This is a genomic window from Litorimonas sp. (genome assembly GCA_029936425.1).
Classification (GTDB): Bacteria; Pseudomonadota; Alphaproteobacteria; order Caulobacterales; family Maricaulaceae; genus Litorimonas.
Genome location: JAPYSU010000001.1, coordinates 97,295 through 116,126 on the forward strand (window position 1 = coordinate 97,295; position 18,832 = coordinate 116,126).

Consider the following 18,832-nt stretch of genomic DNA (forward strand, 5'->3'; position numbering starts at 1 on the left):
GAGAGGGCCTTTTTTGGTTAAGTCTAACCCATCTAAGATGGCTTAATTGGTTTCAAGAGAATCTATTTTCGAAAATAAATTTTTTTCATCTTGTGTTCATATTGTTTCGTTCAGTAATGTAACAGTTCAAGAAATCGTCTTGAGAAATGAGTCACCAAAATTTTTTATTAAGGTGAGTAATAAGTTGTTTTAGCAACCGAATACGGGGTAAATTATGAATTTGAATCTAAGAAAATCTATCACAATTGGAAACAGCATAAAGCTAGCCTTAGCGAGTTTCACTGCCTTAGCAGTAATTATGCCTGCCAGCGCTTTCGCGGCAACCGTTGATTATTATGTCCATCTCAAAACCGGAACGGACAATGATGCCGATACAGATGGTGATGTATTTATCCAGTTACACGGTATGGGGGATGATACTGCTAAAATTGAACTCGACAGCAGTGGCGATTACGATGATTTCGAAAAAGGTGATGGACGTTGGTATAAAATCTCGACGGACAAAACAATTGGCCGGATCAAGGATATCACCTTGTCCCTGGAAGGAAATGACGGGTGGCAAGTCTCCTTCGCTTATGTGGTTGGGCCGACTTTAGAAAAAGGAACTCCCACATTCCCGCAAACACAAGCATGGCTCGATGGTAAGAAAACCATAACGGGCGATTTTTATCGGTTTGGATTCGACAATATTTGGTTGGATAATGATGATAGTAACTGGACGAATTCTCGCACCGTGACTCGAAAGGATTATGAGGAAACGCAATCGTCAAACGTCTTGGCCAAGCCTGAAGGGCGCTGGGTGATTGGCTGTAGCAATACTCAAAAATGTGGCTCTGAAGTCACGTCTTCTGTGGATCTCGGGAGCGGAACAGAAAGTACGAAAACAAAAGATGTGGGAGCTTCAATCGAGTCCAGTGTAAGTGCTGGATATGCTATCCCCGGAGGACCAAGTGGTGATGTTACGATGACGGCTGGCGTATCAACCGCACTTTCCAATGCCATCAGCAACAGCACATCTAGTCAAAAAAGCAACGAAAACAAATGTACGACCGAGAATGAATTTAAAACTAAATCAACAACGGTCTGGCAATGGCAAATCACCGCAGATTTGGGTTTTCAGGAAAAAGTTCGTGTAAATACCTGTCAGTTAGCATGTACGCAATCAAACGAAGAAGACAAGAACCTCATCGGAAAGCAGCCGCCCCTCTACGATTTTGCTTCTTGCACGAGGTAGTTTAAAGGCTTCATAAACTTGTCCACCGCTGCTGTATTTGCATCATCTAAATGAGCGGATTGTAACAGATATGATGTTATTTATTTAGATAAAGTCCCGCCGTTAAAGCGGGGCTTTTTTGTTTTACGGAGTTTAGGGCCTTTGCTTCCCTCGAAAAACAAGGAGGAAGGCGGCGCAAAGCCAGCTTACGCAGGCGGAAATAAAGAGAGCAGGCGAAAAGGCGGCAGGCTCTCCATCGATCCATTCCGTCGGCGTAGAAATGCCCAGCGGAGTGAAAAGGTGAAAGATGATGGCTCCGCTCATGACGCCAATCGCAATCAAGGCGCCGAACATTTGAGTGTTACGAGCAGAGCCCTGTTTCTTGGTCAAAAGGAAGATGGCCGGAAGAACAATTAAACAGAGGGCCGCTAACGCTTCAGCTACACCAATTATCCACGGTCCGGCTGGGAAAAAGAGTCCAATGCCAGACCAGTCCCGAAGTGTTGTAAAAATATGCTCTGGCGTCGGGTGCTCCGTAAATTTGAAACGTAGCGAGTCCAGAAAAATAACGCTTATAAAAAGCGCGGCCAACCAAGCGAGTATGTTCAGAAATGTTTTCATGTCTCTCTCCTTCTCAGAGTAAACCACAAAACCGAATAATTGTAAGCGCAAATTTTTGTGAGCGTGTTTCGTGATTATTATAGAATCCGCCCTTGTGCTGACCTGTCGGAATTGTAATATTCATATCTTATTCATCTTACCTTGGGTAATTATGAACATAGTCCTCTTGGAGGGGGAGTAGATCACAAAACGAATTTTGATGATCTATTACATTCAGAGTGCGTCGGACCGCCCCCTTACGGGAGAGCGAGACGGCTCTGAAAAGGCTCTGTCAGAATGTCAGTCTTCGGGGGAATTCTCGTTCTGGCAGAGCCACTTTTTTCTCTACTAAGCTATCTCGGCCAGACAATAAGGTTTAAGGTATTGATCTTAGAGAGAGCTTTCCAAAACATTTGCAAATAGCTCGCCTTGCTGAGCGCCTTTCAGGGCTTTGTTGAGTAAGGTTTCTGTGCGCGGAAGTAATTCAGGTGTTCTCAGGGCCTCTTTAATTTTCTCTGCCAGAAAAGCTTCTCCGTCATCAATGGCCTGACAAGCAGCCTTCGCGTCGTCTTGAAAGAGTGTGGTGAATTTTATCAACCCTCGATGCGCTGCCCCTGAAATAGACCCTTCAGTTTTCGGCTCCCCGCCCAGTTCTTCCACCGCGCTCTGGAATTCAGAAATTATTTGAGAGCGGCTATTGGCCCGCTCGGTAAAACGGACGTAAAGAGCATTGTCGTTCTGAAAGTCCTGCAAACAGGTTTTATAACCATTATAGCTGTCGATCATTGTCTGAGTGATGTCGTTCAGAATATTGATCTGAATTTGAGTTTCAGCAGGAGGCGTCTGGCTCATGACAAGTCTCGATAGGGTTATAAGAAATGAGGTTTTAGGTAACAATACCAACTCAATTTAATTTACGCTCATTTTGGCATCTGGTTCCGAGGGCAGAAAGAGAGAAGCCGTGTCCATGGCTTGACTCTGACCCGAGCCAACACGACATAATAAAATTAATGGAAACAAAGTCTCTCATTCCCCCGCCGTCGCTTGCGCATCATTTTGCGCAGGAGCGTCAAAGCCTGCGTCAGACACTGAATAAGGATTTATCTCCGTCTCAGGTTGTCGGAGAGACCCGGCGGGCGCTTGACCGTACGGGGCTAAGCTTTACGCGCAGCGTGACTGACCCTCAGGTTCAAAAGGCAGGATTATGGCTTTTGGAAATTATTAAATCCGGAGCGGGGGTTTTGGACCGCGCGACCCATGCCGATGTGACTCTTGTCGAAACAGCTCCAAAATCCGGGCTTTTTGACGGGTGGAAAGATTGGCGGCCGGGTCTGTTCTATATCGCGGCGGCGGGCCTGTTTACAGCGGGTCTCGTTCAGGGAGTTGGCCTGGTCGTAATTACATCGCTCAGCTTGGCGGGCCTGCATGCGCTTTCAACATTCAAACTTAGCTTTTTTTCTCGCTTGCCCTTTATGCCAAAGCCCAAAGCCCTGCCATCGCCAGAAGGCAAAAACATGCGCGCCGAAGCCTTCATCCGAACGGACAGCGCCGGGTTTATCAATCAGATCAGCGACGCGCTCGCCACAGCAGATCATATTCTGGCCCGTATGGTGCAGACAGAACGGCAATCCCATTGGCGCGACGATCCGTCATTAATGGCTGTTCTGCAGAACCTCTTGGAAGCCGGGGCCGCTTCTGACGGCAATTACGCTCTGCAGCTCGTGGATAAAGAAATGAAAAGCGTCTTGGCGTCTGCGGGTATCGAGACAGTGGATTATACAAAGTCAACGTCTCATATGTTTGATGAAATGCCGGCTTTGATCGTCAATGAAGGCGACCCCGCCTTGGAAATGGCGGCTCCGGCTCTGGTCGGACAGGAGGGCCGTCTTTTGCGGCGTGGGACAGTCTGGGTACGAAAATGAGTAAGGCTCCTAAGACACGTCTTCAAACCGATGAGGAATTTATCGGCTTTGATCTGGGGCACGGCGAAACCGCACTGGGCCGGGCTTACGGCGCGACCGTGCGGGAGCCGGAAATTCTGGAATATCGCGGTCAGCGCAGTTTTGTGACTGCCGTAGCCAAAGACGGCAAAGACATCAAGATCGGAGCCGATGCGCTCAGCCTTTCCTTCGCGGCGCACAAGCCTGAGGTCTGGCTGAAATTCAAAAGCCGCCACCTTGACGCCAAAACGGCGGAGCCGATCACTTATTTCACCCAGGCTTTGATAGACGGACTGTCTGAGGAAAAGACCATACGCGGGCCGAAAAACAGCCGTTTTGTGATCGGGTGCCCGTCTGGATGGGACACGCAGACCCGGGAGGCATACCGCAATGTCTTTGAACAGGCGGGATTGAAAACCGTTCGTATTGTCCCCGAAAGCCGCGCGGCTTTGATGACGGCACTGGAACAGGGTTATGTCTCCATAGAAGATACCCGTGCATCGGTTCTGATTATTGATATTGGTTCTTCGACGACAGACTTTACCTATTGCCGTGATCTCGACGCCGATGATGTGGGCCACAATGAATTGGGGTCGGGCCTCTTGGATGATGAGATTTTCAAGCTCAATCTTGAGCGTCAAAAATCCAAAAAAGAGATCGAAAAGCTGATCGAGGCTTTCCCGCATTACAAGGCTATTCTGACTTACTGGTGCCGCCAGGCGAAGGAAGCCTATTTTACCGGTGATGATATTCCGGTTGAAATGATTAAACGCCTTCCCGCCGGAAAGCGTGTCTTTTTTGAAATTCGTATAGACAAAAAAGACGCGAAGAAAATTCTGGAAACGCCTCTGGACGCCCTTAATGGGTTTAGCTGGAAAGACGCGTTTGATTACGCTCTCAAAGAAACGATAGAGACACTGGGCGGCCGGGCGCCGAATACAGTTCTGCTCACAGGCGGGGCGTCGCGATTGCCTTTAGTGCTTCCGGCCACGCAGAAAGCCTTCCCCAAAGCGCGTGTTATTCGCGGGGCAGAACCGGAATTTGCCATTGCGCGAGGTCTAGCCTGGCTGGGCAGGTTTGAATATTTACATGCAAATTTCAAAATGGAAACGGCGGGTCTGCTGGCAGAGGACGGCGAGGTAACATTACGGGCTCAGGAAAAAGCGCGATCTCTTGGCGGATTAATTGCGCCGGTTCTGGTCGATGCCATGATCGAAGACTGTATTCTGCCGGCTTTCCAGGAATGGCGCAGCGGAGCCGTAAAGTCATTGGACGAGGTCGAAGACGTCTTGGAAGAGAAAGTCAAAGCCTGGCTGGAATCGGACAAGGCCCAGGAAAGTCTTCGGCCCATTATTGATAGTTGGTTTGCCAATCTACAGCGCGATATTGAAGCCCATACCGACCCGCTTTGCCGCGCGCACGGCTTGCCCGCCATGGTACTGAGTCTCGACGGGAGTGAGCACGTGTCCCGTCATTTGGAAGGCTTATCCGTCTCTGCCCCCGGAATGGCGTCCCTCGAGTCCGATACAGCGCTGGTCGGGACAGGGGTGAGCGCCCTCCTGATCAGCGCGCTTCTGGCCAAAGTAAATTTGTTCGCAGCCCTGTTCGTAAATCCAGTCGGTATAATTGTCGGAGGAGCCCTGTTGGGCGGTGGCTACCTCTTTGGCCGAAAGGCGATTTCCGGGAAAATGCGTAAATCCAAGCTCCCTGTCGTCGCGCGGCAAATATTGACCGATGCCCGCGTCAGAGCGGCGGCCAAGAGGCAGCGCCCTGATTTGATAAGAGCTGTGTCCAAAGCCTGGGACGATGCGGCAGCGGAGCGTTTCAGCTTGGAGCTGACCGATATGTTGGAGCGCGCCCTCGTTGAACGGGCCGACGAACGCGCCGTATTGTTCTTGATCTAGGGGTATTCCTTCGTCAGCACATCATCCAGATCCACGTCCGATCCGTCGCCCTCCATGTCGATAACGATACGGGTCCTGGTTTTACCGTTTTCCACATAGGTTTCTTTTTCAACAGTCATTTCCTTATCCATAGATTTCAAGACAACGCGGTCTTCTTCGTCGCGGCGGACTTCTCCGACCGTGTCTCCGTCAAAATGGAAAGAGAAACTATTTTCGCTTTTCTCGACTTCTATATCTTCGGCGAAGTCTGCCATCATATCCGCAAGATTGGACAAAACACCGGACTCGACGATCATCTCTTCCAGTTCTCTGGATTTTTCGCGCATCTCATCGCCCGATTTGAATTTATAAACACGTACCTGTTTTTCGGATGTTTTGTTGTCTCCGGCTTCGGTTTCTATCATATCATAGGCCGACAGACGCTCTTTGAGTTTTCTGGCAAAGTCCGAATTTTCGCTCTCACTTTCCTCTGAGGTTTTCTTATGAGGGTGATCCGCGGCCAAGGCAGGACCGGCGCAAGCCGTCAACAGAAAGGCTGAAATTAGGAAAAAGGAACGCATTATAGCCTCCAGATTAAGGTTCACACTTATTTAATCATAAATTTCCAATCAGGTCTCTTTAAATTGCGGTTAGCCTGGTGCGCGGTAATTTTTACTGCAAGGCACTTGCACGGCGGCTCATTCCACGCTTTAGACAAGACATGATACGGGACCGATTTTTCTATCCACTGATCGCTTTGCTCACCGTGGTTATTGTAACTATTGCCATGCTGCCCAGCTGCCGTGAGAGCCTCACAGACATTGACATTCGTACACAAGGATACATTGCCCAAGGCGATGATCTGGCCCTGATAGAGGCGTCTCCGGGGACAACCGTCTCTTTTGTGGGAGAAACATCCCGTGAACTGGCTTTTGTTACCGCGTCGGCGCATTTGGCGCGCTCTGCCGCGCCTCCATCCGCTGGCGTCTTTGCCCCATTAGGATCGGATTACGAACGGGTTTTTGCCGGAAAAAACCTCCGTATGACGCTTACGGCGCGGCAAGGCAGCGCCAATCCGGTGGAGACCTTCAAAATGGGCTATTTTACGGCAGGGCCGGGTGATAGCGGCTGGCAAAGCTTTGAATTGACGCCGGAGTTTCAGGATTTCAGCTTCACATTTACGCCGCCTCTGCCCAATGACGAACCCGATCTGGATTATTTTGGGGTCTGGCCGGATGAAGAAGGCGAGCAACGCGAAATGGATATTTCCCGATTTAAAATTGAGGTTCTGAATTAAATCAGGTCTATAACTGACTAACCCGCTTGGCTTCAGCCGTCATCCCCAAAATATGATAGAAAGTACTGACGGGAATGGTTTTGGCAATATTTGCCCCGCAGGCATTTAACTGATCGGCCCAGCTCCCATCAGGCTTAAGATAGGTTTCAAATAATCCGCTTATCAGGGCGGACGCGCTTTCGGCGGCTCCCGGCACGCCTAATTCCGCCATGGAAAGATGCGCTTTGATTGCTTCTGTCTGGACCCAGAGACGTTTGGTTTCGCGCCGGACCTCGCCTGAATGGTTTTCTTCATCGTTTAAAAACGGGCTTCGCTGGTAATGAAGCGTATCGTAAAGTTTTGCGGCGTCGTCAAAGGTTTCCACCCCTGAGAGCTTTGTATATTCCCCTAAAAGCCAGACCCATTCCGCCGAATGCCCGGGCTCTGCCGTATCGCCTTTAGGGGCGGGCGCAATATCCCAGTCAGTTTGAAAATATTCTCGAATGCGGTGTGTTTTTCGGTCGAAGAATCTGTCTTTGAAAAGTTTATAAACCGCGCGTGCAGGGGCGAGGTCGGTTTCGTCTCGACTGGCTCTATACAGGGCCATATTGGCCTCAAACCAATGCATATGCGGATTTTGACGTCTTAAATGCTTTGAGTTCAAAGGGAGAGATTCAAACCATCCCCCGGTTTCGGCGGAGAGTCGGCGATCCACAAAAGTGCGGATGTCATAGGCGTCGAAAAGATAATTTTCTTCCTCTGTCAGGTGGTAAAGCGAGGCGCTGGCCAAAAGGTAAAAGGCATGATCATAAAAATCCCGCATATCATTGGAGATTGTGCCGTCGGGGAGAATGCGGTGAACATAACCGTCATCCATCATGAGACTGAGCCCCTTGTCACGCATGGCCTGATAGGTGCTGCGAGCAATGTCTTCGCCGTCATACCATCCGAGCCGCGTCGCTGTTGAGTAAACATAAACCTGCCGCGCCAATATGCGCCACCGGCGCTCTGCATCTCTATCCGGGCTTCCGTCCAGATGCAGGTGTTCCACCCATGACCCATCCGGAAAACGCGCTCTATCCGCCCAATAAGGCAGCGCCGCATCGATGCACCAAGACTTCAGTCGGTCAGCACTATTTTTTAAAGAAAAATTCATAATGACTGGCGCCGCGTAACCTGATTTTCAGCTTTAACTTTCTTCCCTGTGACGAAGCGTCTACAGGAAGGACATGAGAGTTTTATTAACAGGCGCGGCCGGATTTATCGGATATCATTCGGCGCAAATTCTGTTGTCTGAAGGGCATGAGGTTGTCGGTGTTGATGACCTGAACGATTATTACGATGTGAATTTGAAGAAAGCCCGCTTGGCCCATCTTGAAGCTCAAAAAGGGTTCCGGTTTTTTAAACTCGACATTGCCCAGGAAGGCGCTCTTGAGAAAGCTCTGGGTAATACGAAAATCACGCATATTCTGAATTTGGCGGCGCAGGCCGGCGTGCGCTACAGTCTTGAAAACCCCCGCGCTTATGTCGCCTCCAATGTGATGGGGCATTTGAATATCCTTGAATATGCGCGTCATTCAGACAGTCTTGAACATGTCGCTTATGCCAGTTCTTCTTCCGTTTATGGGGAAAGGGAAGGCGGCCCGTTTTCCGAAAGTGATATCGTCCGGCGCCCGGCCTCTCTCTATGCGGCCACGAAACTGGGCGGAGAGATGCTCGCCGAGAGTTATGCGCAGCTTTATAAAATTCCGCAGACAGGTCTCAGATTTTTCACGGTTTACGGCCCGTGGGGCCGCCCGGATATGGCCTATTTTATCTTTACCAAAAAGATTTTGGCCGGCGAGCCGATTACGCTTTTCGCCCCGGATATCATGCGCCGCGATTTCACCTATGTAGACGATATTGTTTCAATTCTTCCCAAATTGCTGGCCAGCCCTCCCTCGGGAGAAGCTCTCCATAAAATATATAATCTCGGAAATTCCCGCCCGAACCGTCTGATGGATCTGGTCGGCGCAGTGGAAGCGGCCTGCGGCGTCAAAGCCCAGACGGCGGTAAAAGAGCAACAAAAAGGCGACGTAACCTCAACCTATGCCGATATTCGCGCCGCCAAACGGGATTTTGAGTTTGAACCAAAAGTGGGTCTGCAGGAAGGCATTGCGAATTTCGTCAATTGGTACCGAGAGTTTTACGGCGTGTAATGATTTTTCTGCTTATGGTTCCTAACGTTAGTCTAAAATTACGCTTGCGGTAATATAGCCGTCAGTTTCCCATTATTCTTATGACTTGCCTTGCGTCTGGCTCATAGTCTTTTAAATCATAGTCATGATTATTCGAAAGCTCATTTAATGCGCCAGTTTTCCTATTTGATTGGCGTTATGGCGGCGATAGGCCGTCTTCCGAATTGGGAACGCTATTTTGATCTGTCACGGCGTGGATTGAGATATTCGTTTTTCTCCCAAATCGTCATTCTTCCCGGGTTTTATTTTATCGCAAAAATTTCGAGTGAAGGGCGGGCCGAAATGCTTGGCGTGACGGCGCCCTCGATCCAGCTTGCGCCTGTGCTTATTATTGGTTTGGTATATCTCTTAAGTTTTTCAGCCTTAGCCTATATTCTTGCTATGGTTTTTGACAAACAAGACCGTTTTCGGGCTTGGACAATTGTGAGGCATTGGTGCGTTTTCTTTCTCGCCGGTTTCGTCCTGTTGGGTTTTGTCCTGTTTAAAATTAATTTGTTACCGCTTCCGGCGGCTTATGGCGTGGCGTTTGCGGCTTATATAGGTCTGCTTTTTATCGATATTCGGCTGGCGCAGCGTATTGGCGGTTTTGATTGGGGCGCCGCGACCCTGGCCGCCTGTTTGATTACGGTGACGGGTTTAAGTCTATTGCTCACAGGCGTGTCACAATTTGGCTAATAAATAACCTGCGTCAGATAAAGCCCGTCTGGCGGGGCGACAGGGCCGCATTCGCATCTGTCCCGCGCGTCCAGGGCGGCCTGCATGTCTTCTGCGTCCCACTTATCGAGACCCACTTCGACGAGTGAGCCCACTAAACTTCGCACCTGTTTGTGGAGGAAAGATCTCGCCCGGAAATGGCAGTGAATTTCATGTGCCGCTCGTAAAACCGTGATTTCGTCGAGAGTCTTTATCGGGCTTTTCGCCTGACATTGCGTGTCGCGAAAAGTTGAGAAATCATGTTTGCCGATCAGGACCTGTGCGGCGTCGTTCATGGCATCGACATCAAGCCTTACGGGAATTCGCCAGACGCGGCCCCGATCCAGCGCCAAACGCGGACGACGATCAACAATTCGGTAGAGATAACGCCGTTCGATTGCGTCAAATCGGGCATGCCATTCGCTCTCCACCCGTTCGGCATCCAGAATACTGATAGGATGTTCGCCGAGGTGAAAATTAAGCGCGTCGCGCACTTTGTCAGATCGAATATCCTTATCCAGATCCATATGAGCTATCTGGGCGAGAGCGTGAACGCCGCTATCCGTTCTACCAGACCCGTAAACGGTCACAGGGGCGGAGTTGAGCTTAGCTCCGGCGGCTTCGATTGCGCCCTGAACGGACGGACCATGGTCCTGCCACTGCCAGCCCTGATACGGCGCCCCGTCATATTCTATGGTAAGTTTATATCTCGGCATTTAACGGGCAGTATTTGATTATGAAGCTGTGTCCAGACCCTAGCTGAGATTTAAACGGTCCAGTGCTTCAGCCGCCTCTTCATAAAGGTGCCATTCGCTCGTTTCTTCATGATAGTCCGCGAGGGCTTCGGTCCACGGTCTGTCATCCTCTTCGGTCAGATTCAGGCCCAAATACTCTGCGACCTTCCGGCCCAAATTGCCGTAATGTATATTGGCCGGTCCGGCGCCGTCCCATCCAGCGGCTTTGGCAAGCTCCGGTGCGGTCAGTTTACGCTCCGGCGCGTTTCGATGTGCTTTGAGCATGGCCTGCTCATGTGCGCCGAGGGAAATAGCGCCAAAAGCTTCGGCGTAGTCATCCACCGTTCCGATATGAGGTTTGCGCCGGTCTTTGTGACGGGCCTGATATTTGGTGTCGACCCATTCCCGGGCTTCTTCGAGAGCATTTTCCAGAGAATTCCCCTCTATTCCCTGTTTGTCAGGGTAAACCATGGCCCCCGTTTTATTCGCAATTATGCGGTGTCCGCGATATTGAATGTCTTCACGCTTGAGCGCCATAGCCTCTCTCCTTAGATCAAAATTGTCCCTTCCTTGATCGTTGTGCCTCTCAAAAAATCTTCTGCCGACATTTTCGGCTTTCCGGCAGGCTGAACTGTTTTCAGTCTTAGAGCCCCGTCCCCGCAGGCAATAAGCGCGGCGTCGTCCAGAATTTCTCCGGCCTCACCGTCTCCTTCGGCCGGTTCGGCGAGGTGTATCTTTAGTCTTTCGCCATCCACTTCGCACCACGCACCCGGAAAAGGTGCCAAGCCGCGAATATGGCAGTCTAACGTTTTTGCAGGCTGAGTCCAATCGAGGCGGGCTTCGGCCTTGTCAATCTTATGGGCATAGGTGGGTTCGCCCTGCTGAGGACTCGGCGTCAGGCCGCCTCTGGAGAGCGCCGCCAGAGCGCGGGGCCATAGACCGGCCCCCGTGCGCGAAAGACGTTCAGACAAACTGCCTGCGGTATCACTGGGCAGAATATCAACAGTTTCCGAGAGGAGAATATCGCCCGTATCCAGCCCTTTTTCCATTTCCATGATCTGGACGCCGGTCTGGGCGTCGCCGGCCATTATCGCGCGCTGCACAGGGGCAGCGCCTCGCCATCGGGGGAGTAAAGAACCGTGGAGGTTGAGGCATCCCTCTTTTGGCGCATCAAGCGCGCGCTGTGGGAGAATTTGGCCATAAGCGACGACGCAGGCCACATCTGCGTTGAGGGCTTCCAGGCCGTCGATGACAGAGGGTTTTCGGAAGCTTTCCGGCGTTTCGACCGGAACGCCCATCAGCTCTGCAAATTGGTGAACGGGGGATTTCGTCAGCTTTTGTCCACGGCCTGATTTGCGCGGCGGCTGAGTATAAACCCGCACGACATTAAATCCGTTGGAAAGCAATTCGGCGAGAGACGGCACGGCAAAATCTGGCGTGCCCATAAATACAACATTGAGGGTCATGAATAAATTCGTCTCGTTTTTCTGTCATTCGGCTGCTGCGGCATATCAGCCTTAAGCGGAATGACAAGATATAAGACTAGCCCGCCGCTTTCAGCTTCTCGGCTTTCATCACTTTCTTGACGGCGCGGTCACGCTTTAAGCGTGAGAGGTAATCAATAAAGACAATGCCTTTGAGGTGATCCATTTCATGCTGGATACAGACTGCATAAAGCCCCTCGGCCCATTCGGTGACCCTCTCGCCGTTATAATCCAGATAGGTAATTTTAACCCGTTCCGCCCGCTCCACTGTGTCAAAAATATCTGGCACAGACAAACAACCCTCATCATAGGGCTGAACGTCTTCGACATCTTCCAAGATTTCGGGGTTTACGAAGTATTGCGGCTGCGGCTCTTCGCCGTCACGCGCCAGATCCATTACGATAACATTTACCGGAACGCCGATCTGTACGGCGGCGAGGCCGATGCCGGGCGCGTCATACATCGTCTCCAGCATGTCATCCATGAGAGCGCGTGTTTCATCCGTCACCTTTTCAACAGGTTCGGAAACCTGTTTCAAGATCGGGTTCGGGACGGTCAAAATAGGTCTTATAGCCATGGGCTAAAGGTAAGCGCGCCTGCGGCTGAGGTCAAGATGTGGGGCTGAAAGGGAAGGGGCTAAAAAATAACCCGTCCAAAGCGGTCCATCTCTGTATGGCAACGCTCACATGTCCATCCGCCAAAGAAAAACTGGCGGAAATTGCGTGGAAAACGCATTTGAGGTTGGCGCGTGGAACATTTCGGACAGTTCACCGCGTTCAGATTAAGGGCAATAGCCGGTTTGGTTTTATCCTTCATACTTTTAAAATGGGGACGATTTATTTGGTTTCAAGTCCGGCTTCTTGCCGGCTGAGGTTTGTATTTTCAGCCAGCCATCCCGGCAGGTCATTCGTTGTGTAGTCGACCCATTTGGCTTTCGTGGTCTGTCCGGCGGGCCGCACGTCTTCGGGCTCATGTGACCAATCGGCGTCAGACGAGACAAGGACAGTGGTCATGCCCATATGTTTTGGAACTTCGAGGTTTCTTACGCTGTCTTCGAAAAAGATCGCCTTTTTGGGGTCAATTTCGAAAAAATCACAGAATTTGATAAAGGGACTGCGTTTGGGTTTGGGGATATAGTCGACATCATCAATGCCGAAATGACCGTCGAACAAATCAAACAGATTTAGATGAGTCGCGATATTTTTTGCGTGGCCGCGCGAGCCATTGGTGAAAATCCACTTTTTGCCAGGGAGGTTTTCAATCGCTGCTCTAAGAGCCGGGTCAGGTTCCAAGGCAGTCAGGTCAACATCATGAACATAATCCAGAAATTCCGCCGGATCCATGTTGTGGACGGCCATCAGGCCGGAAAGGGATGTTCCATATTCGGCTAAATATTCCTTTTGTAGCTCGCGTGCTTTCATGGGCTGTAGGGCAAGGTAACGCGATACATAATCCGTAATTTTATTGTCAATCTGACTGAAGAACTCCACATCGGCGCGATAAAGCGTATTATCGAGATCAAAAATCCAGTGACGTATATGGGAGAGGTCTGGAGGCGTTTTTAACATGGCGTGCGCTTAAACAGACGTGGCTATCGGCGCAAGCCTTGAGGCGCAGGGGGCGCAAAATCTTCGTTTGTCAAGGTCACTGAAGTGCCGTCCCGATCCGTGGGAAGAGGCCTGAAGTTAGCGACGCTATAGCCGCCTTCAAAGCAATACTCCCGGCCAAGGGCTGAAAACTGAGCCTCGGCAATACAGAATTGGGCCGGGACGGTCGCGACAGAGCGAAGGCGGAGATCTTCGGGCCTTACGCCTGAGGTGTTGGCAGGGGCTTCCTTAAGGGCATAATAATGCGCTTCGATATCTTTGAGAGGCAGGGTTATCGGCCGGACGCATTGTTCAGGGTCAATAGCCCACCATCCCTTCGACGCCCAATTTCCGTTTTGCTGCAAGCCTATAGCAGAATAAATCCGTGTGTCGCTTTGATTGCAGATTTCGAACCCGACCTTGTTTTTCGAAGACGCCGCGACTTTGCTTAAAACGTCAATCAACTCTGCGCCTTCAGGCGTGTTTTCAAGTTCTTCGGTTTTGATAAATTCATTAATGGAACGGGATGTGCGGCGACCCGGTAATCCGTCAATTGACGTGATCCGATAACCTGAATCGCGAAGTAATCTCTGCGTCCCGGCAATTTGTGCTTTATCACCATAATCCGCAGGTTCAATCAGAGTGGTTGTCTGTTCGCCAGGCTTTACAGCCAAATATTTTCGGCTCTGATAATCATCTTCACCACAGTTTTGGGCGGCGTCAGCGAGGAAGTCCTCTTCGGCCACACAAAGCGGTATATTCCCTTTCCATTCCCGTATGCCGCCTCGGTGCAGTTTCAGACTCTCCGCATAAAGGAGACGGGGCGCATTACGAACAACCTCTTCATCCAAGCACTGGCCAGGCTGAATTATTCTCCAGCCTTTTGCTTTGACGCTGCCGCCGCGTAATGTGGCGCTCGCTAAACGCAACATAAATGAGGTTTCGTTACACACCGACCAGACTGTTTTATCCGTAGGATTTATCAGATTGCTTGGTTTAAGCGCGGATGCGGGCGTTTCGTTTTCAGGGCCGCTGCCTTGTTGAGCAGAGCCTGTCCGAGCGTTTGCGAGGCATAAAGCTAAAAAAAGAAAACAGAAAATAAACCGGAAATATCTGATTATCATTTTATGAGTGTCCCTGCACCCACATCGGTAAAGAGTTCTACTAATAATCCATGCGCCCGCCTGCCGTCAAGAATCACGACGGCTTCGACTCCTTGTTCTATCGCGTCTATGGCTGTGCCTAATTTGGGGATCATGCCCCCTTTGGCCGTGCCGTTTTCGATTAAGGCTTGAGCGTCTTTTGTCGATAAATCGGTCAGAAGGTTTTTTTCTGAATCCATAACGCCCTCAATATCGGTCAGCAGCATCAGTCGTGCCGCGTTCAGGGCTCCGGCAATCACGCCTGCGGCCGTGTCGGCGTTTACATTATAACGTGTGCCGTCTGCACTTCCGCTAATTGGCGAAATAACCGGAATGAAGCCTGACTCTGCGTCTGTAAGCGCGTGTATAACAGAGGGGTCTACGGAGACAGGCCGGCCTGTGAAACCCAGATCTTTATTGACCGCTTCGGCCAGAATTAGATTGGCGTCCCGCCCGGAAAGACCGACGCCTTGCCCGCCGGCCTGATTAATGGCGGCAACAATGGACTTATTGATAGCGCCGGAGAGAACCATTTCAGCGACGCCAACCGTTTCCATATCCGAGACACGCAATCCGTCGACAAATTCGGATTTGATTTTCAGCCTATCGAGCATGGAGCCAATCTGGGGCCCGCCGCCATGAACAACGACCGGACGCAAGCCGCATTGCCGCAACAGGACAACATCATTGGCAAATTGCTGGGTCAGGGTTTCACTGCCCATGGCGTTTCCGCCGAATTTTATGACAATCGTTTTTCCGGCATGGCGCTGGATAAAGGGCAAAGCCTCTGAGAGGATTTGCGCGCTGGTCCAGTTGTCTTCATCGGCGCGGCGTTTCATGATGACTTATCTATCGGCATTTGCGGGCAGGGCCAAGCTTGCAATTTCAGCGCGGAGCATATCCAGTCCGTCTTTTTTCTCAGAGCTTGTCTGCGCGATGAAAGGAAAAGCGGCGGGACGCTTTGCGATGAACTTTTGAGTTTTCTCCGCAACCTTGGAAAGTTCGCCCTTTTTTATCTTGTCGATTTTTGTCAGAACGAGCTGATAAATCACGGCCGTTTCGTCGAGCATGTCCATGACTTCGACATCGAGGGGTTTGATGCCGTGACGGCTGTCGATCAAAAGAAAGACCCGGCGAAGACCGGGCCGCCCCTGCAGATAGGCTCTGGTCAGAACTTGCCAGCGCTCAATATCCACTTTGGACGCGCGCGCATATCCAAAACCAGGTAGGTCGACAAGAAAAAGCCGTCCATCGACATTGAAATAATTCAGCTCCCGCGTTCGGCCTGGTGTGTTGGAGGCGCGTGCCAGACCTTTGCGGTTGGTCAGCGCGTTGATGAGCGAGGATTTCCCGACATTGGAACGCCCGGCAAAACAGACTTCAGGCAAATCGGGCGGAGGCAGGGTTTCAAGACTGACCGCACTGCGCATAAAGTCGACATCGCGAGCAAAAAGCAGACGTCCGTCTTCTAACTGTTCTGACGTCTTTTCTTCCATTTGATTTATTCCGTCGTCTCCGGCTTTTCTTTGCCGGTTATCTTGCGGAAAAATTGATCAATGGGCGTATCGACCTTGAATTTCCGCGTAATAATATATTGCTGACCAAAGGAAAGAATATTGTTCCAGACCCAGTAAACCAAGAGACCCGCCGGGAAAGGCGCCAGGACAAACATGAATATCCAGGGCATGAATTTGAAAATTCTTGCCTGCATAGGGTCCGCCGCCGGAGGGGTCAGTGTGTACATCAGGCTCATCGAGATACCGTAAAGGATGGCAAGCGGCCCGATGGCGAGGAAAGCGATCCCCAGTGGATCCGGCCCCCAGGGGAAGAGACCAAAGCCGTTTAAAACCGAAACAGGATCCTGGGCGGACAAATCCCTTATCCAGCCGAAGAAGGGCGCATGGCGCATATCGATATTGATGAACACTGCCTTATAAAGCGCAAAGAAGACGAAAATTGTCGGGATAATCGGCAGACAACCCGCTGCCGGATTGACGCCTTCTTTCTTGTAAAGCGCCATCATCTCCTTTTGGAGTTTCATCCGGTCTTCTTTGTAACGTTTCTGAAGCTTTTTCAGTTTCGGCTGAACCTTTTTCATCTTCGCCTGGCTCTCATATTGCTTATTGAAAAGCGGGAACATGAACAGCTTGATGATGAGCGTCAGCGCCAGAATACCCAGTCCGAAATTGCCGAGCAGTTCTCCGAGTTGGGACAGAGCCCAGCTAATCGGTTTGACCAGAATGCCGACAAAGCCCCAATCAATGGCGCGTTCCATCTGGGCAATACCCAGTTCCGTTTCGTAACGCTTGAGCACGTCCCGGTCTTTCGCTCCGGCAAACATATATCCGGTGGACGTAATGGAGGTTCCAGACGTCAGCGTCATGGGAGAGAGTGTGTAAGACGTCTCATAGACATCCTGATTATCCACAGTTCTAAAGTTTCTTTCCGCCGTAATCGTTTGGCCCTGCGGCGCAATCGCGGCCGTTAACCAGTATTTGTCGCTAAGTCCGACCCAACCGCCTTCTCCGGTTTCCGACCAAGTGCCTTTGTCGCGGATGCTCTTATATTTCATATCATCATAGCTGTTATCCAATATGGAAATCGGACCTTCCTGAATGATGAAGAAATTTGTGAGGTCGTCTGGCAAGCCATATTGACGGGAAATTCCGACGCGCTGCAGCGAAATCTCCGACCCGGATGTGTTCGTAACCGTATCGTCGACGGTCAGAAGGTAGCGGTTATCGACGGAAACTTTCCGGCGAACCTCGAACCCATCGCCTCGATATCCTAGCTCGATAGGGGAATTGACGGTTAAAGTTGTACCGGACAAAAGTGTCCAATTTGATCCGAGACCGTTATCGCCTGCCCCGGCGCGGACCCAGTTATCAGAAATCAGAGCCGCTTTTTCAGACCCTTCAGGCGAGAGGGGGGAGACTTGTCCATCCGCTGGATCAAGTGTCTGGTCATAGTTTTTCAAAGTAACGTCGTCATAGCGGAAGCCGGCGGTGGAAAGGCTGCCGGTCAGGCTCGCCGTATCGATTTTAATACGCTGGCCTTCAGTTGACGTCTGAGCAATGACTTCTTCTCGTGGACGGTTGGCAATTCTTTCTGGCGTGGCCGCCGGGTCTGCGGCGGATTGTTCCGCCTGAACGCGGGCCATTTCGGCTTCGGCGTCTGCTTTGGCTTTTTCAGCGGCCGGGCCTTGATAAAAAAACCACCATCCAATCAGGATAAGCGCGGAGAGCGCCATAGCAAGAATAAAGTTTCTTTGTTCGTTCATCGGTCTGAAAGTCCGCTTATTAGAAAATCAAGGGGCGCCGGGGGCGCTCTTAGGGCTATTTCGTTTTGAAAGCGTTATGAGGGCTTTTTGCGTGTCGTCAAGCAAAGCTGTCCATTCGCGTTCAGTTGTTCCGTCTCTGGCGATGAAAACATAGTCATGGCCAACAAGTCCATATTCGGGAAGTAAAGCCCGGGCGAGCTCTCTTAGACGCCGTTTCGCGCGGTTTCGGATCACCGCATTTCCAATTTTCTTCGTGGCGGTAAATCCAACCCGGATAACGTCATGCTGCGGGTTTTCGCGCATCTGGATGACAATCCCGCCTTGAGCGCGGTAAGCCCCCTCTCGCACATACAAAAACTCGGCCCGCTTTTTCAGCACGCCGAGCTTTGAATCTATTTTGGAGTCGGCCGTCATGAACGGCGACTTATGCAGCGAAGCCGATAAGCTACGCGGAAAGGACCTTGCGGCCTTTTGCCCGGCGACGGGCCAGGATTTGGCGACCGGCTTTGGTGGCCATACGTGAGCGAAAACCGTGACGACGCTTACGGACGATGACGGAAGGTTGGAATGTACGTTTCATAATGCTCTCCATGAAGCGAATTTGGCCCTATCGTCGGCCCGTATCGCTACATCTGAATTCAAGACGCGTCCATTAAGAGGATGAACCGTGGCTGTCAAGTAATTCAGCCGCGAAAATTACAGGGCTGAAGGTCTAAGAAACACCCTATTCGCGCCTGACATGATTATAAAATGCGGCGCACGGT

General features: G+C 50.9%; 21 protein-coding genes. 6 read left to right on the top strand and 15 right to left on the bottom strand.

The genetic code is table 11. The annotated features are described in order from the left end of the window. Positions 1-214 precede the first annotated feature (214 nt). On the top strand, positions 215-1,234 hold the full coding sequence (locus tag ACN0IC_RS00525) for a PLAT/LH2 domain-containing protein (RefSeq protein ID WP_416876790.1): 1,020 nt from the start codon (positions 215-217) through the stop codon (positions 1,232-1,234). Positions 1,235-1,366: 132 nt separating this feature from the next. Here the strand turns inward: ACN0IC_RS00525 and ACN0IC_RS00530 are convergent, their stop codons facing one another. Then, positions 1,367-1,834: a hypothetical protein gene (locus tag ACN0IC_RS00530; protein ID WP_416876791.1), complete on the bottom strand. Its 468-nt coding sequence runs from the start codon at positions 1,832-1,834 to the stop codon at positions 1,367-1,369. Between the two features lie 369 nt (positions 1,835-2,203). After that, positions 2,204-2,665 carry a PA2169 family four-helix-bundle protein gene (locus ACN0IC_RS00535; protein ID WP_416876792.1) on the bottom strand — a complete coding sequence of 154 codons (462 nt, stop codon included), beginning with the start codon at positions 2,663-2,665 and terminating at the stop codon, positions 2,204-2,206. 158 nt (positions 2,666-2,823) lie between these two features. Between ACN0IC_RS00535 and ACN0IC_RS00540 the strand changes: the two genes are divergently transcribed. After that, on the top strand, positions 2,824-3,735 hold the full coding sequence (locus tag ACN0IC_RS00540) for a hypothetical protein (RefSeq protein WP_416876793.1): 912 nt from the start codon (positions 2,824-2,826) through the stop codon (positions 3,733-3,735). Continuing rightward, positions 3,732-5,657, top strand: coding sequence for an Hsp70 family protein (locus ACN0IC_RS00545; RefSeq protein ID WP_416876794.1), 1,926 nt, complete (start codon positions 3,732-3,734; stop codon positions 5,655-5,657). Before ACN0IC_RS00540 ends, ACN0IC_RS00545 begins: the two co-directional genes overlap by 4 nt. On the opposite strand, the gene ACN0IC_RS00550 is transcribed toward ACN0IC_RS00545, so the two are convergent. Next, positions 5,654-6,217 carry a hypothetical protein gene (locus tag ACN0IC_RS00550; protein WP_416876795.1) on the bottom strand — a complete coding sequence of 188 codons (564 nt, stop codon included), beginning with the start codon at positions 6,215-6,217 and terminating at the stop codon, positions 5,654-5,656. The two genes, ACN0IC_RS00545 and ACN0IC_RS00550, sit on opposite strands and share 4 nt — an antisense overlap. A gap of 140 nt (positions 6,218-6,357) precedes the next feature. On the opposite strand from ACN0IC_RS00550, the gene ACN0IC_RS00555 reads away from it, so the two are divergent. Next, positions 6,358-6,933, top strand: a complete 576-nt coding sequence (locus tag ACN0IC_RS00555; RefSeq protein WP_416876796.1) for a hypothetical protein — start codon at positions 6,358-6,360, stop codon at positions 6,931-6,933. A gap of 7 nt (positions 6,934-6,940) precedes the next feature. Here ACN0IC_RS00555 and ACN0IC_RS00560 read toward each other — a convergent pair whose 3' ends face one another. Continuing rightward, positions 6,941-8,068 (bottom strand): AGE family epimerase/isomerase, encoded by a 1,128-nt coding sequence (locus ACN0IC_RS00560; protein ID WP_416876797.1) that lies wholly within the window; start codon positions 8,066-8,068, stop codon positions 6,941-6,943. Positions 8,069-8,141: 73 nt separating this feature from the next. Between ACN0IC_RS00560 and ACN0IC_RS00565 the strand changes: the two genes are divergently transcribed. Beyond that, complete coding sequence (locus ACN0IC_RS00565) at positions 8,142-9,110, top strand: NAD-dependent epimerase/dehydratase family protein (protein ID WP_416876798.1); 969 nt, start codon at positions 8,142-8,144, stop codon at positions 9,108-9,110. Positions 9,111-9,257: 147 nt separating this feature from the next. Then, a complete protein-coding gene (locus ACN0IC_RS00570; protein WP_416876799.1) occupies positions 9,258-9,824 on the top strand; it encodes a hypothetical protein in 567 nt (188 codons plus the stop codon). On the opposite strand, the gene truA is transcribed toward ACN0IC_RS00570, so the two are convergent. The 11 genes from truA to rpmH all read right to left on the bottom strand — a co-directional run bounded on the left by truA (position 9,821) and on the right by rpmH (position 18,648). Then, positions 9,821-10,558, bottom strand: a complete 738-nt coding sequence (gene truA / locus ACN0IC_RS00575; protein ID WP_416876800.1) for a tRNA pseudouridine(38-40) synthase TruA — start codon at positions 10,556-10,558, stop codon at positions 9,821-9,823. The two genes, ACN0IC_RS00570 and truA, sit on opposite strands and share 4 nt — an antisense overlap. Before the next feature lie 39 nt (positions 10,559-10,597). Then, on the bottom strand, positions 10,598-11,113 hold the full coding sequence (locus tag ACN0IC_RS00580; RefSeq protein ID WP_416876801.1) for a hypothetical protein: 516 nt from the start codon (positions 11,111-11,113) through the stop codon (positions 10,598-10,600). Between the two features lie 11 nt (positions 11,114-11,124). Next, entirely contained in the window at positions 11,125-12,042 is a 918-nt protein-coding gene (gene fmt / locus ACN0IC_RS00585; RefSeq protein ID WP_416876802.1) for a methionyl-tRNA formyltransferase, read from the bottom strand. Positions 12,043-12,118: 76 nt separating this feature from the next. Beyond that, positions 12,119-12,637 (bottom strand): peptide deformylase, encoded by a 519-nt coding sequence (gene def, locus ACN0IC_RS00590; protein WP_416876803.1) that lies wholly within the window; start codon positions 12,635-12,637, stop codon positions 12,119-12,121. A 259-nt stretch (positions 12,638-12,896) separates the two neighbouring features. Next, positions 12,897-13,628: a pyrimidine 5'-nucleotidase gene (locus ACN0IC_RS00595; RefSeq protein ID WP_416876804.1), complete on the bottom strand. Its 732-nt coding sequence runs from the start codon at positions 13,626-13,628 to the stop codon at positions 12,897-12,899. 23 nt (positions 13,629-13,651) lie between these two features. Beyond that, positions 13,652-14,770, bottom strand: coding sequence for a DUF1036 domain-containing protein (locus ACN0IC_RS00600; RefSeq protein WP_416876805.1), 1,119 nt, complete (start codon positions 14,768-14,770; stop codon positions 13,652-13,654). After that, the gene (gene argB / locus ACN0IC_RS00605; RefSeq protein WP_416876806.1) at positions 14,767-15,627 is read right to left on the bottom strand and encodes an acetylglutamate kinase; all 861 of its coding nucleotides are present in this window, start codon (positions 15,625-15,627) and stop codon (positions 14,767-14,769) included. The genes ACN0IC_RS00600 and argB overlap by 4 nt, the downstream gene beginning before the upstream one ends. A gap of 6 nt (positions 15,628-15,633) precedes the next feature. Further along, positions 15,634-16,284: a ribosome biogenesis GTP-binding protein YihA/YsxC gene (gene yihA / locus ACN0IC_RS00610; protein WP_416876807.1), complete on the bottom strand. Its 651-nt coding sequence runs from the start codon at positions 16,282-16,284 to the stop codon at positions 15,634-15,636. Positions 16,285-16,289: 5 nt separating this feature from the next. Continuing rightward, on the bottom strand, positions 16,290-18,068 hold the full coding sequence (yidC, locus tag ACN0IC_RS00615) for a membrane protein insertase YidC (RefSeq protein WP_416876808.1): 1,779 nt from the start codon (positions 18,066-18,068) through the stop codon (positions 16,290-16,292). Positions 18,069-18,095: 27 nt separating this feature from the next. After that, entirely contained in the window at positions 18,096-18,482 is a 387-nt protein-coding gene (gene rnpA / locus ACN0IC_RS00620; protein WP_416876809.1) for a ribonuclease P protein component, read from the bottom strand. A 31-nt stretch (positions 18,483-18,513) separates the two neighbouring features. Beyond that, positions 18,514-18,648 carry a 50S ribosomal protein L34 gene (gene rpmH / locus ACN0IC_RS00625; RefSeq protein WP_416876810.1) on the bottom strand — a complete coding sequence of 45 codons (135 nt, stop codon included), beginning with the start codon at positions 18,646-18,648 and terminating at the stop codon, positions 18,514-18,516. Between the last annotated feature and the right edge of the window lie 184 nt (positions 18,649-18,832).